Annotated in this window: 17 protein-coding genes; 5 read left to right on the top strand and 12 right to left on the bottom strand. The window is 36.9% G+C overall.

Annotated elements, in window-relative coordinates:
- Nucleotides 1–217: 217 nt before the first annotated feature.
- The gene (locus DK866_RS06040; protein ID WP_109408138.1) at nucleotides 218–1003 is read left to right on the top strand and encodes an ATP-grasp domain-containing protein; all 786 of its coding nucleotides are present in this window, start codon (nucleotides 218–220) and stop codon (nucleotides 1001–1003) included.
- Between the two features lie 134 nt (nucleotides 1004–1137).
- On the opposite strand, the gene DK866_RS06035 is transcribed toward DK866_RS06040, so the two are convergent.
- From DK866_RS06035 to DK866_RS06000, 9 genes are all read right to left on the bottom strand, one after another.
- On the bottom strand, nucleotides 1138–2655 hold the full coding sequence (locus DK866_RS06035) for a carbohydrate porin (RefSeq protein WP_109408137.1): 1518 nt from the start codon (nucleotides 2653–2655) through the stop codon (nucleotides 1138–1140).
- 667 nt (nucleotides 2656–3322) lie between these two features.
- A complete protein-coding gene (locus DK866_RS19905) occupies nucleotides 3323–3478 on the bottom strand; it encodes a hypothetical protein (RefSeq protein WP_164526352.1) in 156 nt (51 codons plus the stop codon).
- A complete protein-coding gene (locus DK866_RS06030; protein ID WP_109408136.1) occupies nucleotides 3471–4337 on the bottom strand; it encodes a PadR family transcriptional regulator in 867 nt (288 codons plus the stop codon). The genes DK866_RS19905 and DK866_RS06030 overlap by 8 nt, the downstream gene beginning before the upstream one ends.
- Nucleotides 4338–4792: 455 nt before the next feature.
- Nucleotides 4793–6634, bottom strand: coding sequence for a tyrosine decarboxylase (locus DK866_RS06025; RefSeq protein ID WP_109408135.1), 1842 nt, complete (start codon nucleotides 6632–6634; stop codon nucleotides 4793–4795).
- A gap of 508 nt (nucleotides 6635–7142) precedes the next feature.
- Entirely contained in the window at nucleotides 7143–8171 is a 1029-nt protein-coding gene (locus DK866_RS06020) for an NAD(P)H-quinone oxidoreductase (RefSeq protein ID WP_109408134.1), read from the bottom strand.
- Nucleotides 8172–8303: 132 nt separating this feature from the next.
- On the bottom strand, nucleotides 8304–9188 hold the full coding sequence (locus tag DK866_RS06015; RefSeq protein WP_109408133.1) for a 4Fe-4S binding protein: 885 nt from the start codon (nucleotides 9186–9188) through the stop codon (nucleotides 8304–8306).
- A 14-nt stretch (nucleotides 9189–9202) separates the two neighbouring features.
- Nucleotides 9203–10075: a dimethyl sulfoxide reductase anchor subunit family protein gene (locus DK866_RS06010; protein WP_109408132.1), complete on the bottom strand. Its 873-nt coding sequence runs from the start codon at nucleotides 10073–10075 to the stop codon at nucleotides 9203–9205.
- Nucleotides 10072–10701, bottom strand: a complete 630-nt coding sequence (locus DK866_RS06005; RefSeq protein WP_109408131.1) for a DMSO/selenate family reductase complex B subunit — start codon at nucleotides 10699–10701, stop codon at nucleotides 10072–10074. The genes DK866_RS06010 and DK866_RS06005 overlap by 4 nt, the downstream gene beginning before the upstream one ends.
- Entirely contained in the window at nucleotides 10698–13088 is a 2391-nt protein-coding gene (locus DK866_RS06000) for a DMSO/selenate family reductase complex A subunit (protein ID WP_109408130.1), read from the bottom strand. Before DK866_RS06000 ends, DK866_RS06005 begins: the two co-directional genes overlap by 4 nt.
- Before the next feature lie 571 nt (nucleotides 13089–13659).
- On the opposite strand from DK866_RS06000, the gene DK866_RS05995 reads away from it, so the two are divergent.
- Both DK866_RS05995 and uspE read left to right on the top strand, forming a co-directional pair.
- Nucleotides 13660–14418: an FNR family transcription factor gene (locus DK866_RS05995; RefSeq protein WP_072068170.1), complete on the top strand. Its 759-nt coding sequence runs from the start codon at nucleotides 13660–13662 to the stop codon at nucleotides 14416–14418.
- Nucleotides 14419–14561: 143 nt separating this feature from the next.
- On the top strand, nucleotides 14562–15512 hold the full coding sequence (gene uspE, locus DK866_RS05990) for a universal stress protein UspE (RefSeq protein ID WP_109408129.1): 951 nt from the start codon (nucleotides 14562–14564) through the stop codon (nucleotides 15510–15512).
- Nucleotides 15513–15581: 69 nt separating this feature from the next.
- Here the strand turns inward: uspE and pntB are convergent, their stop codons facing one another.
- Together pntB and pntA are read right to left on the bottom strand one after the other, a co-directional pair.
- The gene (gene pntB, locus DK866_RS05985) at nucleotides 15582–16970 is read right to left on the bottom strand and encodes a Re/Si-specific NAD(P)(+) transhydrogenase subunit beta (protein WP_109408128.1); all 1389 of its coding nucleotides are present in this window, start codon (nucleotides 16968–16970) and stop codon (nucleotides 15582–15584) included.
- Between the two features lie 11 nt (nucleotides 16971–16981).
- Nucleotides 16982–18511 (bottom strand): Re/Si-specific NAD(P)(+) transhydrogenase subunit alpha, encoded by a 1530-nt coding sequence (gene pntA / locus DK866_RS05980; RefSeq protein ID WP_109408127.1) that lies wholly within the window; start codon nucleotides 18509–18511, stop codon nucleotides 16982–16984.
- A 386-nt stretch (nucleotides 18512–18897) separates the two neighbouring features.
- On the opposite strand from pntA, the gene ydgH reads away from it, so the two are divergent.
- Both ydgH and DK866_RS05970 read left to right on the top strand, forming a co-directional pair.
- On the top strand, nucleotides 18898–19851 hold the full coding sequence (gene ydgH, locus DK866_RS05975; RefSeq protein WP_109408126.1) for a DUF1471 family protein YdgH: 954 nt from the start codon (nucleotides 18898–18900) through the stop codon (nucleotides 19849–19851).
- Nucleotides 19852–20116: 265 nt separating this feature from the next.
- Nucleotides 20117–21511, top strand: coding sequence for a basic amino acid/polyamine antiporter (locus DK866_RS05970; RefSeq protein WP_109408125.1), 1395 nt, complete (start codon nucleotides 20117–20119; stop codon nucleotides 21509–21511).
- A gap of 265 nt (nucleotides 21512–21776) precedes the next feature.
- Here the strand turns inward: DK866_RS05970 and hrpA are convergent, their stop codons facing one another.
- Nucleotides 21777–25673: an ATP-dependent RNA helicase HrpA gene (gene hrpA / locus DK866_RS05965; RefSeq protein ID WP_162556980.1), complete on the bottom strand. Its 3897-nt coding sequence runs from the start codon at nucleotides 25671–25673 to the stop codon at nucleotides 21777–21779.
- Between the last annotated feature and the right edge of the window lie 193 nt (nucleotides 25674–25866).

The following is a 25866-nucleotide window of genomic DNA, read 5'->3' as shown; positions in this document are numbered from 1 at the left end:
TACGTTATTTTATGTCTGTATTTGTTAAACAGATTATGGCAGGAAATAAAACTATGGCACGAGTAAAATCAGTTATCTAGCTGAGAAAAGATCAAAAAATCGAGAGATCTCACAACTTAAAAAAGAGAACATGTAATTAAGAGAAAAAAGCTTCAAACCATTAAATAGAGCATTAAAATATCTTTCTTTGAATTTATTGAACTAAAAGGAATTACTTATGCAAATAATTTACCCTGATGATTATTCTAAAATTGGTAAACCCGATGAGGCCTTTGAGCAAGAATATCGTTGTGCCAAAGCACTCAACATCCATTGCTTGTTACTCTCATCAGAAGATGTCACGTTGGGTAAATATAAGTTTTCACATCCATTTGAATCAGAACATCCCGTTATTTGGCGAGGATGGATGTTAAATAAAAATGAGTATCAACAGTTATACCATGCTGTGGATTTTCATGGCGGAAAAATGCTTGAAACACCTGAAGATTATATTCGTAACCATCATATAACTGGTTGGTATAAATATTGTAAAGAGTTCACACCAGAAACTGTTATTGTTAATGCAGAAACAGATTTTGAAAAGTTAACTAAGCAGCTTCAATGGCCAGCTTACTTTGTGAAAGATTATGTAAAATCGCTAACGACAACGAGAGGCTCTATCGCTAAAAATGCAGATGAGATTAGGGAAATATTAAAACTGATTACACAATTTAGGGGAAATATTGAAGGTGGCGTCAGCCTTCGCCGAGTTGAAGAATTTATTAATAATAGTGAGCGTAGATATTTTGTTTTAAATCAGAAAATATTTTCTGCGGATAATGAAATTCCTGAACTTGTAAGAAAAGTAGCGAAACAGATAAACACGCCATTTTATTCCATAGATGTAGTCAGGAATGCTGCTGGAGAGTTACGCTTAGTTGAGATTGGTGATGGGCAAGTTTCGGATATTAAAGAGTGGCAGGTTGAAAAACTGGTCAAAACATTTATTTTATCAGGTATTTGAAGTTTTACATATTTACCATTTTACATACTTATCGCTATACATAAAAAGCAAAGACTTCAACTAATAACAGTACATTAAAAATTGAAGTCTTTCGATGTGGGACTGATATCTAACTTAAAGTATCAAAAATAAAATTAAAAGAGATACTTAAAGCGAATACGAGCACCATAGCGATCCTTATCACTACTATGTACATTTATCTCGTCTTTGCCATCTATCCGTGAATAATAAGCACCTAAATAGGTTTTAAAATTATCCATATCCAAGATATTAGGTAATTCATAAGAAGCAAATACTGTATTGATATTGTACTTACCAGGATTAAGCGTTAGATAGGTTTCATTTTGCTCATTATTTCCGCTTGTTTGATAGTAAGCTTTAATATCATTATGTGCATAGATATAACCTAATTGGAATTTACGCCACAATACATTACTACCAATTGAAAAATCATTTTCATCTTTAGCATCAAGATAAGCAGCACTTAAATTTGCAACAATGCCATTAATAGGATCATCAGCTAAAGTATCCCATTTTAATGTTAGACCATAACCAGTACGACGTGATTGATCTTGGAATTTTCCATTTTCATCCTCGTAACCATAAGCTTTACTTATTACGTTTGCGTCTATTGCACCTGCAATTGTTAAGTTATCTTTCTGCCATGCAACAACAGGTCGCATATAAATAACATTTTTACGATTATCAAGTTTACGCCCGTGATACTCACCATCTTTGAAAACTGAAGTTCCATCTTCAACTAATGCATTTAACTCAAAATACCAGTCGTTGTAATGTGTATTAACCATCATGCTACCGCCATCACTACTACGACCACGCCCTTCTTTCATCATATAAATATAGCCAAAACCATCACCATATAAATCATTTGCGGTATTACCTGAATATTCGACAAAAGTATCTTGATTTAAAGGGAACATATCATACGCTTCATAACGACCAATTTTATATTCCCATTTATTACGTTGACCAAAGTAAAAGGCTGCATCATCTAGATTCATTTTACCGGTCATGTCAGCCATAGGCTGAACACGAAAACCAGCATAATTGCCATTTTTTAATTCTCTCTCACCATCGATACCAATTAAAATACGCCCATTAAGTGACCACTTTTCGTTATCTTCAAAGTCTTTTTGCTTACCAGGCATCATTCTCATTGATGTTAATTGACCTTTTTTACTTGCCGCATCAATATTATATTCAACATCGCCATACAATTTGAGGTCACCCCAATTTGTATTAGTAGAGAAAAAACCTGTAGCTTCTTTATTCCCTGTATTAGCAAGCTGAACTGATTGTTTTTGTTGAAGTTCATTTAGCTGGGTTTGAGCGATATTGGCTTTAGCTTGAGCTTCATCTGATTGCTTTTCTAATACAGCAATGCGTTGCTCCATATTCATTGAAGCAACGTTATTTGTAGGTTTTCCTTTATATCCATTATTTGAATTAATGAGTTGTTCAAGACGAGCTGCTTTTTGTTCTGCAGCAGCAGCTCTTGCTTCAGCCGCATTCGCACGTTGTTCTAACGCATTTAATCTTGCTTCAATAGCACTTATATCAGTTTGCGCATTAGCACATAACGGTGTAGCGAGTATCAAACTTATCACTACAGATAATGCTTTCACTTTCATTCGAATATTCCTAAGTTAGCAAATGTTGATTCAATAGGTACGGCAAATACATAACAATCAACTTAGTCGATCGATTGTTCTATTTGATGAGCGTATTGTTATTTTTATGCGGCAATACTTTTATGAATATCAACCGCTTATTCGCATCGTTATTTCTATTCTTAACAATAAATAAACCACTATCTATGTTACTTTTCTCTAATTTATGCGCATTAAATGCATGCATTATTGAGTAAGGTATACGTTTGAAGTAATGCACTTATTCTCGTTTAAGTGCTTACGAACGTTTATTATTTTGATCTGGTATTTATTTTATTGTTATTACAAGCATATCTCTGGTTTACGTTTTCTATTTTTATAATGGCTTACTAACCTAAATAAAATAATCGCTAACATGGAACATTTCCACAATCATTTATGATTTTTTTGATATTAGTACAATAACCTAAGAAAAACACCACAAATGGCCATCAAAAAAAGATGACTTGCAGAAAATAAACGAAGGCAGTGATTGCTAAGATAGTCATTGGGAAGTAAAACAAGTTTCACAAAGAAATTGTTGGTTTCTGTTAGTTAAAAACCACTTTGTAAAGCAGTAGATAGGAGGAACAACGGGTAGAAGAAAAACTGACAGAGGTCATATCATGATAACCTCCGTCCATCATTATCATATTCTGCCAGGTTTACGTAATGCTCTACGAAAGTAAGAAACTGGCATTTTAGGGCAAATTTGCTCTTTTACAGCTGGATTATTTTCTAAATCCTCTTTTTCTATTTCATTATGTCTTCTTGTATTTTGTGGTTGAGTATCTGTTTTATTCATCTTCCCTTTCCTCTGAGATCAATGCCTCATTAATAGCTTCGATTTTCTCAACTGCTTCATTAAGAATGGAAGCAATACGTTCCGCTTTTTCCACAGAAAGCTCTTTTAACACCAGTTTATGGCGTAATACAGCCTTTAATTTTCCAACCGCAGATTCAATCTCTTCTGAAACACCACCCGCGTTTTGAGACAAGTCTCTCGCATAAGCAAGTTTTCTTTGAATATTGGCATTTATTTCCTGATGTTCAGTTAAAAATGCAGAGCCTTCAGGTGTAATGCTGTAATTTTTACGACCTTTTTCAGCAATGGTGGCAACCAGTAGATCTTGCTCTTCAAGTAATGTTAGTGTTGGATAAATAACACCGGGGCTAGGCACATATAATCCTGAAGAGGCTTCATCAATTTCACGAATAATCTCATAACCATGGCTCGGTTTTTTCGCAATCATGCTGAGTAATAAAACTCGTAAATCACCATGATCAAACATACGTTTTAATTGACGTCCTTGACCTTTACCTCGCCCACCGCATCCACGACCGCGTTGTTTACCTTGTCTTTCAGAACCATGTTCACCATGACAGCATTCACCGTGACCCTCATGTCCATGTCCATGTTCACCATGACGACATTCACCGCGACCTTCATGTCCATGACCATGCTCACCATGGCAACATTCACCGCGGCCTTCATGTCCGTGACCATGTTCACCATGACAGCAATGCTCGCCGTGATTTCCATGGTTCCGACCTTGTTTAGCTTTACCTCCACAACGCCCTTTTCCGTTTCCGTGACCATGACTACCATGTTCGCCGTTTTCAGCGCGCTGTTGATAAAGTGAGTGTAATGCTCGAATCATCATAAATATTCCCTCATTGTTTTAGATATATCGAATTTATGTAATGCAATATAAACCGATATATCTAAATGATCAAGCTTTAGATATATCTAAATGTATTACTAAATCAATTTTATCTTTAACAATATGATTTATTTATGATTATATCCATACAAGAAACAGTGTTATTATGAATGATTCTCATTCTCTAGCTTGCTTTTATGTGCTATCAATGGAAATAAAAGAAGAAAAAATCAAAATAGTTATAAAAAATAAATTTTGAGGAAGTTGTGGTCGCTCTGTTTTAGTGAGCTGATGATTGTAAGTAATAAAGAGAAAACGATAAGTGACAATGTCACTTATTTTGTAAGGGGAGCAATTAGATGCAGACATTACCCCCCCAAAAAAGCGAAGATAATGAGATATCACCCACTTCTTCGTTTTTTAGGATGGATATTTTTAGTGATCAAAAGTTATTGTTATAACTCTCTCTCTAACGCAGATAAAACGACCTTCTTAATATATTGGTACCCTGCCTCAATTTGTTGTTTATCACCTATTTGCGTACTTTTTATAGTAAGTTGTAACAGACTTAAATGCTTGATTGTTTCCCACTCATTTTTATCTAGATAACACTCATGACAAAACTGTGCAGGTGCATCATCACTATTACGAGCACAAAGTGTAAGTAAGCTTAGGTCTTGTCTGTAGTGACTTTTTACAACTAAGTGTTCATATATTTCTTTATTCAGCTTATTTTGTGTTTCTAAACACGTATTCCCTTTTTTCACAACTGCAAAATTCAATTTATTAAAATCGGATGCTGATAAAACTCGAATAAAGTAGTGCTCCCCTTCCTTCTCAAAGGCTTGAGCTTGATTAAAGAATTGTTCAAGTTTGACTCGTGTTTCCCATTGAATTTGAGCATATTTTCCATATCCCGATAAAGTAAAAGGATAAAGTTGATGTACACTCCACATCGAAGCCACTGCAGGTGCTGATTGAATACCGTCAATTTCGGGAACACCATCAGCTTGCTCTGGACATAATCTTGGTGGATTGGTTAGAAAATGACTCATGCGTGCATCTTTAATACACACGACACCCGTGGGATAAGGTGAAAAGCCAGCTTGAAAAGGCTCAAAAGAGACAGAGTCTGCAAGAGAAAGCTGTGTGACGCTTTCATATATTTCTGGCGTTAATTCAAGTAGAGGCGCTTCTTTTTTTAGTTTTTTGCACAACGTCTTATAAGGAATAAGTTCGTAATTATCATCAAGAAACAAACTTTTCATATAACCAAATTGTGAAGCATCTATATGAATGTAAAAGGAATTTTTGTATTTTTCCTCACATTCTCTTCTTAATTCAAAAAGTGGTCTTAATTTATCAATGCTGCCATAAGATGGGGAGCCTAACATACCAATAATACCCAAAATAGGTTCACCCTGTTCAATAAGGCGTAAAACAATACTACGCATTTTTTCAGTATCTGTTTTAAATGATCCATCGATAGGCAATGCAATAAGGTTGTCATATCCTAACCCCAATATATCCATTGCTTTCTTCCAAAATTCAAAACGCGAAACAGGGACAAGTAATTTTCCTAAATGCATTGTTTTTGTCATACCCGTTCCCCGGCATGTCAAATAACTAACATCATCAAAAATTTTACGTTTATGGAGTTGTTCACCCATAGCTAGAATATCTGAGATAGACATATTGAATAGCTCAAATGCTTTTTTATCGGCAACCAAATCTCGTGACTTGGGATGGCGGGCAATTGCCATTGGTAATGTTTTTAAATTTCTAAGTGCCCATAATATTTCATAACAAGCAAGGGTATGGCTTGTCGTGATATGCCCAAATGCATCTTTCGATGAAAAGCCAATTAATTTACAGAGATCTTCTATAATTTTCTTTTCTTGTTGTTTTTGTAAGGGCGAATGGTGATTAAAAACATTATCTGAATTGTAAGCCAATGCAGAAAGATAGCCGAATTTAGCCAATTGCATCACCTGTGAATGATGATGAGAAAAATAAGGCTCAATATCTGATTGAGTAAAATTGCTTTGCTGTTTTAACGACTCTAAAATAGAGTCAAAAGAATTATCTACTGCTTTTTTTTCAATCGTACAATTTTTTATTTTAGTCTCTAAATTATCACTATTATTTTTTTTTGCTTTACTTGCATTAGGAAAAGAATACTCACTATTCATTAATATTTTTGCCATCTCTCGATGATAACATGCTAGCGTATCAACGGTTCGGGTATGGTATACACGCTCTGCAGCACTCAGACAGGTTTGTTTATGATTTGCCATCATCGCACCTATATATAAATTTTTGTTATTTGTTTTAATGAGAATTGTGTTTATTAATCGTAAATAATTAATCTCTATTCAAATGATATACTACATGATGAGTAAGAATCTTCTTTATTTTATTGATATCAGTTAAGATTTTTTCAATTCAACCTAAAGTTTTCTCTATTTAATGATTAATGATTTAGTTTTATTTGTTAGTTTCTTTATTATATTATCAATTTTGATTTAAGTTACTTTTCAGTCAATGTGATATTATTTTTACTAAGGTTAATACTTAAACCTACCTTAATTAGAATTAATAAATATTTCTATCGTCCAGCATCAATTAAAAAGGATGGATAATAAATTTTATGCGCCACCAAAAATATATTTATTTAATTGTTATTCATTTTTACTTCAATATATAAAAAAACACATGATAAATTGCTCATGTGTTTTTCGGAATATTCGCTTTTTTAAACAAAAAATAACCATTACTTCTTATAACAAATAATATTTAATACCCTTAGTTACTATCATTTACGTTATAAGTCGTATTTTCCAGCATAACTTTACCAATTAAATCACCAGACTCCATTAACTGATGAGCTTTTCCTGCTTCTGTTAATGGGAAAATAGCATTAATTATTGGCTTAATTTTACCTTCAGCAATCAATGGCCACACATGTTGTTTTAATTCTTGTGCAATGTGAGCTTTTTCTTCTACTGAACGGGAACGCATCGTTGAGCCGGTATGAATTAATCGTTTAATCATCATTGGCATCATATTTACGTTTTTAGGCATCCCTTTCATCATGCCCACTTGTATTATGCGTCCAAATTTGCTCGCAACTTGGTAGTTCTTCTCGACATAATCTCCACCGATAATATCAAGTACAACATCGACACCTTTACCGTGAGTTAAGATAGGAATTTCTTTAGCAAAATCGGTTTGTTTGTAATTGATGACATAATCAGCACCAATTTTGTAAGCTACTTCCTTTTTTTCTTCAGAACCTACGGTTGTATAAATGGTTGCCCCTATAGCATGGGCAAGCATAATTGCAGTAGAACCGATCCCAGAAGTTCCACCATGAATAAGAACAGATTCGCCCTGTTTTAGTTTGCCTAACTGGAATAAATTAGCCCAGACAGTAAAGAAGTTTTCAGGTAATGCAGCTGCTTCAATATCTGTTAAATTCATTGATGGTAATGCGATGTCTTCATGTGCAATACAATATTGAGAGTAACCACCACCTGCGACTAAAGCGCAAACCCGATCACCCAATTGCCATTTAGTACAACTTTCACCTAAAGCCACTACTTCTCCAGCAACTTCAAGGCCAGGAATAGGCGAAGCATCTGCTGGTGGCGGATAGCTTCCTTGTCTTTGAAAGATATCAGGTCGATTAACACCTGAGGCGGCAACTTTAATTAAAAGATAATGAGGAGGAAGTGAAGGTATGGGTGATATTTTTGCTTGTAATTTGTCTATATCACCAGGTTCTGTAATAGCAATCTCTAACATGTTTGCAGGTAAAACATTATTCATCATATGCTCCCATTTAATTTATCCACTCTCTGATCTTAACGCTAATTAAGCTTTTTCTATCGCTTATCTTACTTATTTCAAGAAAAGTGTTCGCCAATTAAGCAATAAATAGATCAAAGTGTATTTAAAGGAAGATTATAACCAACCTTGCTTCTGATGTTGTATGCAAATCGGGCATAATGTTGCGTCAGATTTCCATGATAAGAAAGCTAACCGACATTTTTCACAGTGTGCATCATAATAGTGATAAAAAATAGGTTCGTTATTTTTAGCGACATGTTCTTTAACATGAATGGATTTAGGAAAACAAACAACTTCACAATTCATACAACCAGTACAACGTTTTTCATCCAGTTGGAATATATTGTTTTCGAGTTCAATCGCACCTTCATCACAGACCTTTGCACATGCGGAACAAAGAATACACGTTTCGGTATCTAACTGAATTTGGAACCAACTATCTTCTGGATATAGTTGTTTTCTTGCATTTAACCCTGTTCTTACTTGATCTTTATTTAATGGTTTTTCATCAAGTTTTTGACGAAAAAGCATAAAACGACGACCACTATCAATATCAGTAGGTTCTGTGATCATTAATTGCCAGATAGGCTCTTGTAATGTTTTTAGTTGAATATTTAAATTCGCCAAAACAGGAAGCCATTTATCCACTAAAGGCTGCGCTATTTTCATTCCTCTAATGTGATATTGACGATGCCACACTAACAATTCTTCTGTGCTTGCTAGTGGTTCATCATGATTAACAACAAGATAATTATCCTGATGTGTTCTTTCATGAGGTGTAATGTTTTCTATTGCATCTACAGGGCAAGTAAATAGACAATTACCGCATTGAAAACAGCGTTCATTATCTATCTTTACATCTAGATGACCAAAAGTGATAGCGCCCACAGGACACACTTTAGAGCAACTATCACATAGGCTTTGTTTGAGGCGTTTTCTAACACATTTATCATTAATAATTGGTTCAGGAGGAAGATCCACCTTAATAAAACGCCTCATACTTCACTACTCCACTACTTTACAATAAAGAATGCAAAACGATTGAGAATTTCTGCAATCAGTATTGTTGCGCTACTTGCTAATACCATACGCAATCCTGAAGTAAATACAGCATTACGATATTTCCATACGCTGTATCCCATCATTAAAATACCAAGAATTGACAAAATCCATGCAGATATTCTTAATCCGAATGTTTCATTATACGCAATGATAGGCGTATGAGGGAACGTTATTGCATCATTTGTTGAAATGACTGATGACATCCATTCTAAATAAAAGGGTTGCTCCGCCATACGTAATGTTACTGCAAGGAAAATAACCACTAATGCACTGATTACAATTCTTTTTGCTAGCTCACTATTTACAAAGGCTTTAACGCGAAGTGCTGTTATTAATAGCGCTATAGCGGCCCCAGTTGAAAATAGTGCGCCTATAAACATAAAGTAAGTATTAATGTGCATCCATGTCAGCATCGAAGTGTTGTAATACAATGACGCCATACAAATTATATCAATGATGCCAAGCAGACCAATAACCGCTAATAAGGTTTTGTTCATGTGCCCTTTAATCAAAACCACTAAGGTATAAAGGCATAACGCACCAAGATAAACAGCAGCAAATATGATTTCACGACTCAACCATGATGAAGAAATATGGCGTAATGCATGAAAAGCATTCCATGGATATCCCATATGTAACGTTGATGCTAATAATCCTAAACACCCTAAAATAGCGGCAGTTAATAACACGGGTCGCATAGCAACCGTGGCTCTTTGATTACCAATCTCTTTTTCTAACCAACAAAAATAAAGGGCTGAAAAAAGAGTTACGCCAACAGAACTCTGGACGAATAAAGTAAAGGTCACTAATGGCCATTCATTCATGCTTGAACTCCTCCCTTTTTCGTCGCACCAGTATGAGGTTTGATAACTAAATTTGGATTTGTCATCGTAAAGTCAGGTAATCCTTGAACTTGGCTTAAATGCCCATATTTCGCTCTTAACTCTTTAATCTTGCCAAACTTAATCGCATTTAGCGGGCATGTATCAACACAAATTGGATTTTTGCCTTCTGATAGTAAATCAATACAAAAATCACATTTTGACATTTGTCCGGTCTCTTCATTCATTTGTGGTGCGCCATAAGGGCATGACCATGCGCAATAACCACAACCTACACATTTAGAGGTATCAACACGAACAATGCCATCACCTTCACGTTTGTGCATTGCTGTTGTTGGGCAGTTTTTCACACAAACGGGTGATTCGCAGTGGTTACAAGAAATAGTTAATGTATATGCAAACACATTATTAACCAAACCACCTTGCCCTGTCGGTGCAAAACCGCCTCCTTTTACTTCATAAATACGGCGAAAACGACGACCAACTTCTAAATTATTTTTATCTTTACATGCTACTTGGCAAGCTTTGCAACCAGAACAACGAGAGGAATCAATAAAGAAACCGAGCTGTTCGTCGCTTACCGGTGCATATTCTTTAAAGTCACTCATGCTTTGGTTACCTCAACTAAAACAGTTAAATGTGAATTACCATGTGATAATGGTGTCATTCGTGTCGATGTTAAAACGTTAGGGCATCCCCCATGATCAACGCCGTTTTCATCGGGAGCCCACCAAGCACCAGCTTGTAAACCAACAACACCAGGAATAATGCGTTGTGTTACTAATGCTGGGATCTCAGTTATTCCGCGTTCGTTATAAATACGCACCATATCACCATTTTTGATACCTCTATTTTCAGCATCAATTGGATTTATCCACGCCTCTTGACGTTGAGCTTCTTGTAACCAAGGGTTAGCATACTGCGTTGAGTTAGCTCGATTTTTTCCTTTCCAAGTCAACATTTGTAATGGATATTTTTCTGTTAATTTGTCTTCTGGGCCTTCAATTGCTGGCACATAATGAGACAAAGCCGGAATATCCGGATTATTCATGTCATAAAGACGTTTAGAAAAAATCTCAATTTTACCTGAAGGTGTTGGGAATGGATTATTTTCAAAGTCACTGATGTTTTTTTCAAAGGCAACGAAAGGTTTATCTTTAAACAGATAACGGCGTGTTTTTTGTAACTCTTCAAAATTAGGAAAATCAGGTCTATCTTCAAAACGTGTTTTGTTAATATCAACAAGGTGAGCAATCCATTCTTTCTCACTACGACCTTCAGTGAAAGCTTCTTTTACACCCATTTTTTCAGCAACTTCTGTAATCCATTCATAATCAGAACGGCGTTCAAAAGCGGGCTCAACAACTTTTTCAGAAAGTAGGAAGTAATTTCCTGTTCCCCACGTATTTCCTATGTTCCAGCGTTCCAAGAAACTGGTTTCAGGTAAAACGAGATCGGCATATTTTGCAGAAGGTGATAAATAGAGATCACTAACAACAATAAATTCTACTTTCGAGTCATCTGCTAATAATTTTGCTGCTGCATTCACATCGGGATTTTGGTTAACTAAATAATTACCCGCTAATGAGAAGATCATTTTGATATTAGTATCAAGTTTATCTGCATCAAGAAGCCCATCTTCAGCACGAACTTTACTTGCATCTTCAACGGCCTGCATCCAGTTCATAATAGAGATTTTAGCTTTTATTGGGTTTTCGCCAATATTAGGCCCACGCATAGATTGACGGTTACCAATACCACCATATCCAGCCGCCCACGCCCCTTTCTTACCAACATTTCCTGTAATAGCAGCGAGTAATGACGAGCCTCTAGCACTGCGTTCACCACAAATATGACGTTGAGGTCCCCAGCCTTGAATTAAGGCAGCAGGTTTTGTCATGGCATATTCACGTGCAAGTTGGCGAATGGTATTTGCAGGTACTCGAGTAATTTTTTCTGCCCATTCAGGTGTTTTTTCTATTCCATCTTTTTTACCTGTCAAATAAGCTACCAAGGACTCATTAGCAGGAACACCTTCTGGCATATGCTCTTCATCAAAGCCAATAACATATTTATCAATAAAAGGTTTGTCATGAAGGTTTTCGGTGACAATGACATACATCATTGCATCCATTAAAGCATTATCAGTTGTTGGTAAAAGCGGTATCCATTGGTCAGCAAGAGATTGGGCGGTATCAGAATAACGAGGATCGACCACAATAAATTTAGTACCATTATTTTTCATCTTTTGAAAATAATGGTTAGTATGCCCAAAAATAGTTTCATTAGGGTTATGGCCCCATAAGATCACTAATGGTGTGTCTTCAAGGGTGTCTAAAGAGCTACCTGTTTTTGCAATACCATAAGTATAAGGCGTTACCTTTAAGGTGTTACCCAAGCTAACCGAATGGTAATAAGGAAGATAGCCTCCTGTTAAATTAAAGAGTTTCTTCATCATGGTATCACCAGAGAAGATCCCCCCTGTTACTGCTGTGCTCACTGTTAAAAAACGACTTGCAGCACCATGTTTTTCCGTCAAACGTGTCACATTTTCCGCAATGAGCGTTGTTGCCTCATCCCATGAAATGCGTTCAAATTTGCCTTCACCACGTTTGCCGACCCTTTTCATTGGGTATTTCAATCTATCAGCATGGTAAGAAAACTTGCGATAACCTCGTCCACGCACACATGCCCTCATAACAGGCATCGCTTCATCTAATTCATTATCTGGTCTCGTGGTAATACGAGTAACAATACCTTCCTTTATATGTGCACGGATATCACACTTACCACCACAGTCAAAAGTACTGCATGTAGCAACAACAGTGGCCGGTTCTTTATCATTTCGTGCAATAGGTAAGCTTTTATCTGTATTAGCTTGTGCATTTCGTGCGAAAAAAGGCACAGTAACTAATGCCGCACTTGTTTGAACAAAATGGCGACGACTTAAAGACATCATCCCTTTGTTTTCTTCACTTTTTTCTATTTTTTTCATTAGTTTATCATTCTCACATAACAACTCTCATCAGTGAAAATAATAGGGTATAGTGGTAAACCCTCATTGATGTACATCAATACCACTTAATAGGTAATAGAATGTTTCAATTTTCCACACTTCTTTGCAGTTCCCCCATCTTTTATAAGGAAAAGCTAATTCAAGGTAGCATTAAGTTGTATCAAAAATACACCTAGTTAACTTTACTTATTTTTTGTTAAGAAAATAAAGAGTTATGTATAAAAAACACGAATTTAAGGTAAAGCCGTAAACTAAATGTCAATATAAAGATAGAAAATATTGAAGCACACCTTCATTTTTGGCTTTTGACGAGGATAATTTAGTAATAGCACTATAATTTCATTAGAAAATCGAATAATATACCAATCGAGTATAGGGTTAGCGCAAATTGTTCTAAATAAGCCTTTAAGCAAAACATCGTTTTTATCAAGATACATGTTTTGTTACATTCAGAATTATTTCTACACGTATCGTTATTCCCCTTACCAATTACTGCAATATGTGTTAAAATTGACGCATATCAATATTTTTATTTGTAATGAGCAAGCTTATGATCCCAGAAAAACGCGTCGTTCGCCGAATCCAATCTGGCGGTTGTGCAATCCATTGTCAGGATTGCAGTATTAGCCAGCTCTGCATCCCGTTTACTTTAAACGAGCATGAGCTTGATCAACTCGATAATATTATCGAGCGTAAAAAGCCCATCCAAAAAGGTCAAACCTTGTTTAAAGCCGGTGATGAGCTGAAATCACTTTACGCCATACGTTCCGGTACTATTAAAAGTTATACCATTACGGAAGAAGGCGACGAGCAAATAACAGGATTTCATCTTGCTGGTGATTTGGTTGGATTTGACGCCATTATTAATACTGAACACCCTAGTTTCGCTCAAGCCTTAGAAACATCAATGGTTTGCGAAATTCCATTTGAGACTTTGGATGATCTGTCAGGCAAAATGCCTAACTTACGTCAACAAATGATGCGCCTGATGAGTGGTGAAATCAAAGGTGACCAAGAGATGATCTTACTGCTATCGAAAAAGAATGCAGAAGAACGTCTGGCTGCTTTTATTTATAACCTCTCTCGTCGTTTCGCTCAGCGTGGTTTTTCTCCTCGTGAATTCCGTTTAACCATGACACGCGGTGATATCGGTAATTACTTGGGTTTAACCGTTGAAACGATTAGCCGTTTATTAGGTCGCTTCCAAAAAAGTGGCATGTTAAGCGTTAAAGGTAAATATATTACCATCGAAGATGGTACGTTATTAAGTGAACTAGCTGGTAAACTTCCTTCGTCAGCTGAAGTTTAATATCTGTTACATTTCACTCGCTAATTTTATAACGGGGCACACAAATTTGTGCCCCGTTTTCTATTTTGTACTATTGCATTTTATCTTCTTGGGTTATCTTTAAATTGTAGATGGATAAATCCAGCCCTAAAGAGGATATTACAATGGAAAAATATCAAAACCTTCTCGTTGTCATTGATCCTAACCAAGATGACCAACCAGCACTTCGCCGTGCTGTCTATATCGTTCAGCGTAATGGTGGGCGGATAAAAGCTTTTCTACCTGTTTATGATCTCTCCTATGACATGACAACCCTTTTATCTCCCGATGAACGCAACGCAATGCGCAAAGGTGTTATTAGTCAAAAAGCAGCTTGGATCAAACAGCAGTCTCGCTATTACCTTGAAGCCGGTATAGAAATTGATATTAAAGTCATTTGGCATAATCGACCTTATGAAGCCATTATTGAAGAAGTTGTAGCACATCAACATGACTTACTCATAAAAATGGCTCATCAACACGATAAATTAGGTTCCCTTATTTTTACTCCTCTAGATTGGCAATTACTTAGAAAATGTCCTTGCCCTGTCTGGATGGTTAAAGATAAAGAGTGGCCTGAATACGGTACTATTGTCGTGGCAGCAAATTTATCAAATGAAGAATCTTATCATGATGCTCTTAACCTAAAACTTATCGAATTAACAACTGATTTGTCTCATCGCATACAAAAAGATCCTGATGTTCATCTACTCAGTGCTTATCCTGTTGCACCAATTAATATTGCGATTGAGTTACCTGATTTTGATCCTAATCTTTATAACAATGCACTTCGTGGTCAGCATCTTATTGCGATGAAAGAACTTCGTCAGAAATTCTGCATCCCTGAAGAGAAAACACATGTTAAAGAAGGATTACCAGAACAAGTTATTCCTCAAGTTTGTGAAGAGTTAAATGCAGGTATTGTTGTTTTAGGTATTTTAGGAAGAACTGGGCTTTCAGCAGCCTTCTTAGGAAATACCGCAGAACAACTGATAGACCATATCAAATGTGATTTATTGGCCATCAAACCAGATGGTTTTACCTGCCCTATTACAGTTGATAGCGATCACGATTGATTGTTGAAGTATCCATTAAAAAAGCCAGTCAAAATTGACTGGCTTTTCACTATTCACTATCTGTATCTATCACAGTGCTTTTAAAATTGCGTCTACGCTAGCTTTAGCATCGCCAAATAACATTTGCGTATTCTCTTTAAAGAATAGAGGATTCTGAACCCCAGCATAACCTGTATTCATGGAGCGTTTAAACACAATGACGTTTTGTGCTTTCCACACTTCTAACACTGGCATACCTGCAATTGGGCTATTTGGATCATCTTGTGCTGCTGGGTTTACCGTATCGTTAGCCCCAATAACTAAAACAGTATCAGTATCAGAGAAATCATCATTGATTTCATCCATTTCTAATACAACGTCATAAGGCACTTTAGCTTCCGCTAACAATACATTCATATGGCCCGGTAAACGCCCTGCTACCGGGTGAATACCAAAACGTACTTTCACACCACGTTGACGTAATTTCTCAGTGATGTCATGCACAGGATATTGTGCTTGAGCCACCGCTAATCCATAACCAGGAGTGATAATTACAGAAGTTGAATTTTTCAGCATATCAGCGACTTCTTCAGCCGTTGTTTCGCGATACTCTCCCATTTCACCTTCTTCAGTTGGAGCTGAACCATCTGTACCAAATCCACCTGCTATTACGCTAATAAAGGAACGATTCATCGCTTTACACATAATATAAGAAAGGATCGCACCTGAAGAACCCACTAATGCACCGGTTACGATTAACAAGTCATTACTCAACATAAAGCCTGCGGCAGCAGCAGCCCATCCTGAGTAGGAGTTCAGCATCGAAACAACCACTGGCATATCAGCGCCACCTATCGATGCAACTAAATGCCAACCAAATGCTAATGCAATTACTGTCATTACGATGATTAAGAAAACTTGTAAGCCAACACTGTCGGTTTTAACAAACCAAATCATCAATAAGAAAGAAACAACTAAAGCAGCAAGATTTAATTTATGGCGATTAGGCAACATCATCGGTTTCGACGACATTTTTCCACTTAATTTACCATAAGCAACAATCGAACCTGTGAATGTAACAGCACCAATGAAGATCCCTAAAAAGACTTCTGTTAGATGGATATTCACCATCACAGTATCCATTGCTGTGTTGTGGTCAAGATAACTGTTAAAACCTACTAAAACAGCCGCTAAACCTACAAAACTGTGTAAGATTGCAACCAATTCTGGCATTTGAGTCATTTCGACTTTTTTAGCTAAACGGATACCAATAACAGCACCGATTACCATTGCAATAATGATCCAACCTACATTGCCAGCATAAGGCCCAAAAATGGTTGCGAACAGTGCAATCGCCATCCCTGCAATACCAAAGTAGTTACCTTGTTTAGAGGTTTCATGCTTTGATAAGCCGGCAAGGCTAAAAATAAATAATATTGCGGCGACAATATATGCCGCTGTAACAACTCCGCTGGACATAATTGTCTCCCTTATCCTTTACGGAACATTTTCAACATACGTTGAGTAACAGTAAATCCACCAAAAATATTAATACTCGCAATTAAAATTGCGACAAACGAAAAGAGGCTAACCCAACCACCACTCCCAATTTGGAGTACAGCACCGACAACGATAATGCCTGAAATTGCGTTTGTAACTGACATCAATGGTGTATGCAATGAATGGCTAACATTCCACACAACGTAATATCCCACCACACAAGAAAGCGCGAATACCGTAAAGTGAGATAAAAACTCTTTTGGTGCAACATTGGCAAGCCATGCAAATAATAAGAAAGCAATAGCTAATAAGCCGTATTTCTTCCAAGGTGAAACAGGTTTAGCAACGGGTTTCTCTTGTGGTTTCGCAGCAGGTGCAACTTTAGGTTGTGCTGAAACTTGAATCGGTGGTGCAGGCCATGTTACTTCACCAGCACGAATAACAGTCACACCTCTAATAACAACATCATCAAAGTCAATATTGATATTGCCGTCTTTCTCTTTACAAAGTAATTTCAGTAAATTGACTAAGTTAGTACCGTAAAGCTGAGACGATTGTGCCGGCAAGCGAGCTGCAAGATCTGTGTAACCAATAATTTTCACGCCATGTTCTGTCGTAAAGACTTTATTAGGTACGGTATATTCGCAGTTCCCTCCATTTTGGGCAGCCAGATCAACAACCACACTCCCTGGCTTCATTGAATCAACCATTTCTTTCGTAATTAAACGAGGTGCTGGCTTTCCAGGAATTAATGCGGTTGTAATGATGATATCAACATCTTTTGCTTGCTCTGCAAATAACGCCATTTCAGCATCAATAAAGGCTTTTGACATTACCTTCGCGTAACCATCACCACTGCCTGCTTCTTCCTTAAAATCAAGCTCAAGGAATTCAGCGCCCATACTTTGAACTTGTTCTTTCACTTCAGGGCGAGTATCAAATGCACGAACAATTGCGCCAAGGCTTCCTGCAGCACCAATTGCAGCAAGACCTGCAACACCGGCACCAATCACCATCACTTTAGCTGGTGGTACTTTACCCGCAGCAGTAATTTGCCCTGTGAAGAATCGACCAAACTCATGAGCGGCTTCAACAACAGCACGATAACCAGCAATGTTTGCCATCGAGCTCAATGCATCAAGAGATTGTGCACGAGAAATACGTGGCACACTATCCATGGCCATAACATTAATGTTCTTTTCAGCTAGTTTTTCGAGCAATGGCGCATTTTGTGCTGGCCATATAAAGCTCACTAACGTTGCGCCTTCTTGCAATAATGTTATTTCATTATCAAGTGGTGCATTAACCTTCAAAATAATGTCTGACTGCCAAACATTTTGGAGGTCGAGGATTTCAGCGCCAGCTTCTTGATAAGCTTTATCTTCAAAGCTTGAAGCAATACCAGCACCATTTTCAATTGCGACTGTGAATCCTAATTTTATGAGTTGAGTTACTGTGGCTGGTGTTGCCGCAACCCTTGTTTCATTAGAAAGTCGCTCTTTGGGTATACCAATTCGCATAATTTTCCCTTCTTATCCATAGTGACCTGTTAAAACTTCTCCATTAACTTCACATTCATGCAAAAAAAATGTTAAAAATAATAATATGCATGCCATTAATCGGAGCTCTAATAACCTACTGAAAATAAAACCAATAATCTATATCTGTGTAAAGCTAAAATTGAACTTAATTGGATCATTTTAGTCGAAAAGGCATATTTATGAATTATTCACTATATTCAGGTAAATATCTGGTAACATATACTGGTCATTTGACTCTGTGGTGATTCGCTAAATAAAATAATGCGACAAATGCTATTATTACATGTAATAATTAATCCCTATGTGATAAACCACTACGTTCAGCACATGACCAATATTAATTGCGCAAGGCGGAAGGATTTTGTATGAAGCTGAAAACCTCAGTCATCGCAGCAGCGATGTTGTCTTTAACTAATATCACTGTTGCGCAGGCTGCTCAGGAATTAACACCCGAACAAGCTGCAGAACTAAAACCATTTGAAAGAATCACAGTTATCGGTCGTTTTAACGCTATTTATGAAGCCGCTGATGCGGTATCTCGTCGTGCGGATAAAGTCGGTGCTGATAGTTTCTACATTCAAGGTCTAGATGATATTAGTGATAGTGGCAACATGAGTGTTACTGCTGATCTATACCATAAAGATGCACCCAAAGCAGAAGAAGAAAGCTATCGTGTTTTTCATGGCGTAACTGAATTACCAAAACCTGAAGCAATTCTGTTACAACCATTTGATACTGTTTCTATCCGTGGTTACTTCCCAACAACCCCTGATATTAACGATGCAATTGCAAAAGCGGCTGCTAAAAAAGGTGCTGCATCATTCTTTATTGTACGTAATGTATCGACAAATGATGGTGGTAACCAAGAAGTCACAGCTTATATCTACAAAAAAGATGCACCTAAACGCGCTATTCAAGCACCAGAAGCCGTTGTTCCTTATGATTCTGATGCCGGTCGCGCACTTATTGCTGAAGGCGGAGCCTCTGCCAATAAAGTTGAAAAGCCAGGTCTTGCATCAAACACTGATTTTGATAGAAGTGTAGGTGCATTTGCTGATACACAAACTTCGGGTGCAAGTGGTCGTTACACTGTCACATTACCTGATGGTACTGAAATCCAAGAAGTTAACAAAGCAGCTGCTGCCTTAATGGACCCTTTTGATACCATTACATTTAGCGGATACTTTGTAAACTCGCCAGAAATTTCTTATCAGGTTGCTAAACGTGCTGCCGCAAAAGGTGCCAAGTATTACCATATTACCAATGAATGGCAAAGTGATGGTGGTACAGTCACTATTACTGCTGACCTATTCAAGTAATAAAACTTCCTAATTAATAAAAACCTTGCTTATGCGAGGTTTTTTTTTACTCAAAATATAATCAAATAAACCACATTTTGTAAAAGTGCATAATTTTTATGATTTAATGCATAGACAACCAAGTTAACTCTCCGTAAAATCTCGCTGTTTTTTAGTGTTTTTATCTTTATTTAAATTTGAGATATTCATATTTATTCTATTTACTGACCAAAAAACAAGAAAATACGCTATTTATTTACAATTTTAATCACGTAGGTAATTATCCTTGAATAAAAAACTTGGCTTAATATCACTCACCGCGTTAGTGTTAAGCTCAATGGTTGGTGCTGGTGTATTCAGTTTGCCTCAAAATATGGCTGAAGTTGCTAGCCCTGCTGCATTGATTATTGGCTGGGTGATAACGGGTGTTGGGATACTCTTTCTTGCCACGTCTTTATTGCTTCTCTCTCGCCTTCGCCCCGATCTTGATGGTGGTATTTTCACTTACGCTAAAGAAGGATTTGGTGAGTTTATTGGTTTTTGCTCTGCATGGGGTTATTGGGTCTGTGCGGTTGTCGCTAACGTTTCTTATCTTGTTATTGTCTTTGCTGCCTTCAGTTTTTTTACAGACTCTCCAGAAAATGTCATTTTTGGTGATGGTAATACTTGGCAGGCCTTAATAGGAGAATCCATATTACTTTGGGTTGTTCACTTTCTTATCTTGCGTGGTGTACAAACAGCAGCCAGTATTAATTTAATGGCAACAATGGCAAAACTTATTCCGCTGGGATTATTTATTATTGTCGCCCTATTAGCTTTCAATATGGACATATTTACCCTTGATTTCCAAGGAATAAATATGGGTGTTCCTGTTTGGGACCAAGTTAAAAATACAATGCTGATCACACTATGGGTATTTATTGGTATTGAAGGTGCCGTCGTCGTTTCTGCAAGAGCTAAAAATAGACGAGATGTTGGTTTAGCGACTGTACTTGCTGTTGTTATTGCTTTGATTATTTATATTCTTGTGACACTTTTATCACAAGGTTTAGTCAGCCAAGCTGATCTAGCTGCAATGAAAAACCCGTCAATGGCTCCTCTGCTTGTACAACTGATTGGTAGTATGGGTGAAATAATTATTGCTGCAGGTCTTATTTTATCTGTTTGTGGTGCATATTTAAGCTGGACTATTATGGCTGCAGAAGTTCCCTATATCGCAGCATTGCATCATTCATTCCCTAAACAACTTGGTAAGCAAAATAAAAATGATGCACCATCATCTTCATTATGGTTTACCAACTTAGCTGTTCAATTCTCTTTAGTATTAATCTGGCTAACAGGAAGTAACTACAACACATTACTGACTATCGCTTCAGAGATGATCCTTGTTCCTTACTTCTTAGTGGGTGCTTTTCTATTTAAAGTTGCTATTGCACGTAGTAGCCGTGCTTTGTTACTGATAGCCATACCCGCAAGTTTATATGGCTTATGGTTACTCTATGCGTCTGGTGTTATTAATTTATTGTTATCTGTTGTGCTTTACGCACCTGGTATCTTAATGTTTTTATATACACGCAAACAATATAAAGACAATAACCCCTTACTTTTAGGCGAGAAGATCCTGTTGGTACTTGTGTTATTTGGTGCCATTCCTGCATTAGGTTATTTATCTCTTTACTAAAGTTACTTCTAGAGGTGCGATAAAAATCGTACCTCTTTTCTCTCTTTTTTTCTCTCATGTTTGTTTCTATTAACAACCCTATTTTTTAAACCGGTAATTTTTTCCCTACTAAGCTGTCATTTTTTATATGGATGGTTAGGTGCTAATAAGTTAGCTAATCAATAGTATGTTGTAACTAATATATAGGTAGCTATTAATTGCCAAGGGTATAAAAAAACCCACGAAAAGCATTAGTTTTCGTGGGTTCAAACATGTCACTATTTAATTAGTTAAAATTAATTTGTTCCATTGCCTGCAATATACGTTTATCCGAGATTGGATAAGGTGTTCCTATCTGTTGAGCAAATAGACTCACTCTTAACTCCTCTATCATCCAGCGAATATTTTGTACATCATCTTGCTGTTTTTGTTTTTCAGTCAGTTTACCTAGCCATTGTTGCCATTGCTGTATAACATTTTCAACTCGACTCATTTGTGCACGATCACGATTAGGATCGATAGCTAATTTTTCCATTCGTTTTTCAATCGCACTCAAATAACGAGGAATATCAACAAGGCGTTTCCAGCCGTGAGAGGTAACAAAACCAGGAAAAACCAACTGCCCAAGCTGGGCTTTAATATCAGATAATGCAAAAGCAACACTAATATCAACCCGCCCTTTTAAGCGTTTATTGATGGCAAATACCTGCGTTAAAATTGTTTCAACTTGTTTTGCTATATCAACCACAGCATCATTTAGTTCTGCTCTGACATACTCTTGTAGCTTTTGATATTCGTCTTCTTGCCAAATTAAGCCGCCATAAGACGCCATAAGTTTATCAACACCACAAGCGATACAGTCATCAATTAAATCAAGCACTTTGCCATAAGGATTAAAATAAAGACCAAGTTTTGCTTTATTTGGTAATTTTTCATGCAAGTATTTAATTGGAGAAGGAATATTTAATAGTAATAACCGTCGTATCCCTTCCCACATTGATGCTTGTTGTTCAGTTTCTGTTTCAAAAAGCTTAATACCTACACTGTTTTTTTCATCAACTAAAGCAGGATAAGCCTTCACTGAATAACCACCGCGTTTTTGTTCATATCGCTGAGGCAAATCACCAAAACTCCAAATATGTAAATCTTGTTGTTCAATACCATCATCGGCTACTGCTGATAATGTTTCTTGCACTTTTTCCTTTAAGTTATCTTTTAATTTATTGAGATCTTTACTTTCTGCCAGTGTTTTATTTTTTTCGCCAACAACACGGAATGTCATTTTTAAGTGGTCGGCAACTTGATCAAGTTGCCAACTTTCTCTATCAACCATCACCCCAGTCATTCGACGTAACTCTTTTTCAAGTCTATCAAGTAAATCACCTTCAACTTGAGGTACTCGCTCTAAAAATGCAGAAGCATAATTAGGTGCAGGTACAAAATTACGACGGATAGGTTTTGGTAATGATTTAATTAGAGCCACTATTAATTCATGACGAATACCCGGAATTTGCCAGTCAAATCCTTCATTTTTTACCTGATTCAAAATAGGTAATGGAATATGAACGGTGACACCATCAGCTGCAGTGCCGGGTTCAAATTGATAAGTGAGGCGTAATTTTAAATTATCTTGTTGCCAATAGTTCGGATAATCTAATGCACTAACTCGTTTAGCATCATCTTTAATAAGCATACTTTTTTCAAAGTTAAGCAGATCAGGTGATGTTTTTTGTGTATCTTTCCACCATTTGTCAAAATGACGAGATGAAACGACGTCCTGAGGTATTCGCTGATCGTAGAAGGTAAACATTGTTTCATCATCGACAAGAATGTCACGACGACGGGATTTATGCTCTAACTCTTCAACTTCTGTCCGTAGTTTTAAGTTGTCACGGAAAAATGCATGACGAGTTTGCCAATCCCCTTCCACTAGGGCGTGTCGGATAAACAGTTCACGGCATAAAAGCGGATCAATTTGACTGTAATTTATAGGTCGAGAGGCAACGATAGGTAAACCATATAATGTCACTTTTTCATTAGCCATTACTGCGCCTTGCGCTTTTGACCAATGGGGTTCGCTATATTGATGCTTCACCAGATGTTCAGCAATAGGTTCAATCCACTCAGGTTCAATCCGAGCCGCAATCCTCCCCCATAAACGAGATGTTTCAACGAGCTCTGCCACCATTGTCCATTTAGGCGGTTTTTTGAATAGACCTGAGCCTGGATAAATAGAAAAACGAGCATTTCTTGCACCAGTGAACTCTTGTTTATCCGCATCTTTTTGTCCAACATGCGACAATAAACCGCTTAGGAGTGCAACATGAACACTTCTAAAATCAGCAGGCTCACTATTGACAGGGAAACCTAATTCTTTCACAACTTGTCTTAATTGCGTATAAACATCTTGCCACTCTCGCACGCGCATAAAATTTAAAAACTCTTGGCGACACAGTTTTCTAAACTGGGAATGACTCAACTCTTTTTGTTGAGTTTTCAAATAATCCCACATGTTTAAAAAAGACAAGAAATCAGAATCTTTATCTTGGAAGCGCCGATGTTTCTCATCAGAAGCTTGTTGTTTATCCATCGGTCTTTCACGAGGATCTTGAATTGAAAGTGCGGAAGTAATGACCATCAACTCTTTAACAGCACCATATTTACGCGCTTCAAGTACCATTCTTGCTAAACGAGGATCAATAGGAAGTTGTGCAAGTTGTTTTCCCATAGGGGTTAAACGATAAGCACCATTATTATCGGTTCCCTCTTGTAATGCACCTAGCTCTTCTAATAATCGAACACCATCTTGAATATTACGTTTATCAGGTGGCTGTACAAATGGGAATGCACTAATATCACCTAATCCTATTGAGGTCATTTGCAAAATAACAGATGCAAGATTAGTTCTTAATATTTCAGGATCAGTAAACTCAGCACGAGAAATAAAATCATCTTCTGAATAAAGACGAATACAAATACCATCAGAAACACGACCACAACGCCCTTTTCTTTGATTTGCTGAAGCTTGAGAAATAGGCTCTATTGGAAGTCGTTGTACTTTAGTCCGATAACTATAACGACTGACACGCGCAAAACCGGTATCAATAACGTATTTAATACCAGGTACAGTTAATGAAGTTTCGGCAACGTTGGTTGCTAAAATAATGCGTCTGCCATTATGAGGATGAAAAATTCGATTTTGTTCACTATTAGATAAGCGGGCAAATAAAGGTAATACTTCGGTGTGGCGAAGTTGTAATTTATTCAGAGCATCAGCAGTATCGCGAATTTCTCGTTCACCACTCATAAAAATAAGAATATCACCCGCACTTTCTCGGCTTAATTCATCAATAGCATCGATAATCCCATCAGTCATATCCTTATCACTATCCAGTTCATCACCACCAATTGGGCGATATCTCACTTCAACAGGATAAGTTCTACCTGAAACTTCAATAATTGGAGCTTGACTAAAGTGTTTAGAAAAACGCTCAGGATCAATGGTTGCTGACGTGATGATAACTTTTAAGTCAGGACGTTTAGGTAATAGCTGTTTTAAATAGCCAAGAATGAAATCAATATTTAAACTACGCTCATGGGCTTCATCGATAATAATCGTGTCATATTGCAGTAACAGTTTATCTTGCTGTAATTCTGCTAACAAAATCCCATCAGTCATCAATTTAACAAGTGTATTGTCACCAACATGATCGCTAAAACGAACTTTATAACCTACAGCTTCTCCTAACGTACTTTTTAACTCATGAGCAATACGTTCAGATACAGAGCGCGCGGCTAAACGGCGTGGTTGAGTATGGCCAATATATCCTTTGATCCCTCGCCCTAATTCAAGACAAATTTTAGGGATCTGTGTTGTTTTACCTGAGCCAGTTTCCCCTGCAATAATAACGACTTGGTTATCTTTTATTGCATTATAAATAGCATCTTTCTTTTGACTAACAGGAAGGTTTTCAGGGTAAGTAATTTCAGGACAATTAGCTTGGCGGCGAATTATCATCTGGTGTGCTGTGGTGATATCTTGCTTAATTGCATTTAATACCGCCTGTTTGGACTCTTCATTATTAATTTTAGCGACGCCATGTAGACGTTTTCTTAACCGTTGCTGCTCCCGCAACGATAATTGCTCTATTTCTTGATAGAGCATGGCAGATGATAATGTCACCTTTTATTATCCTTTTTGAGGTTATTTTCAATCAAAACTAATGCCTTTATGATATCACAACAGATTATTGGCACATAAAGGCTTGGTTAAATTTCTTAGTCTATGATTTTATATAATCAATATATTTGAATAGCATATTCAAAGGATTGAGATGTGATTTTTAAAAGATAGCGTAAAATACCGTAAACCAACA

Origin of the sequence: Proteus genomosp. 4 str. ATCC 51469 (genome assembly GCF_003144375.1) — a bacterium.
Lineage (GTDB): Bacteria > Pseudomonadota > Gammaproteobacteria > Enterobacterales > Enterobacteriaceae > Proteus.
This window is presented reverse-complemented; position numbering and strand designations above follow the sequence as displayed.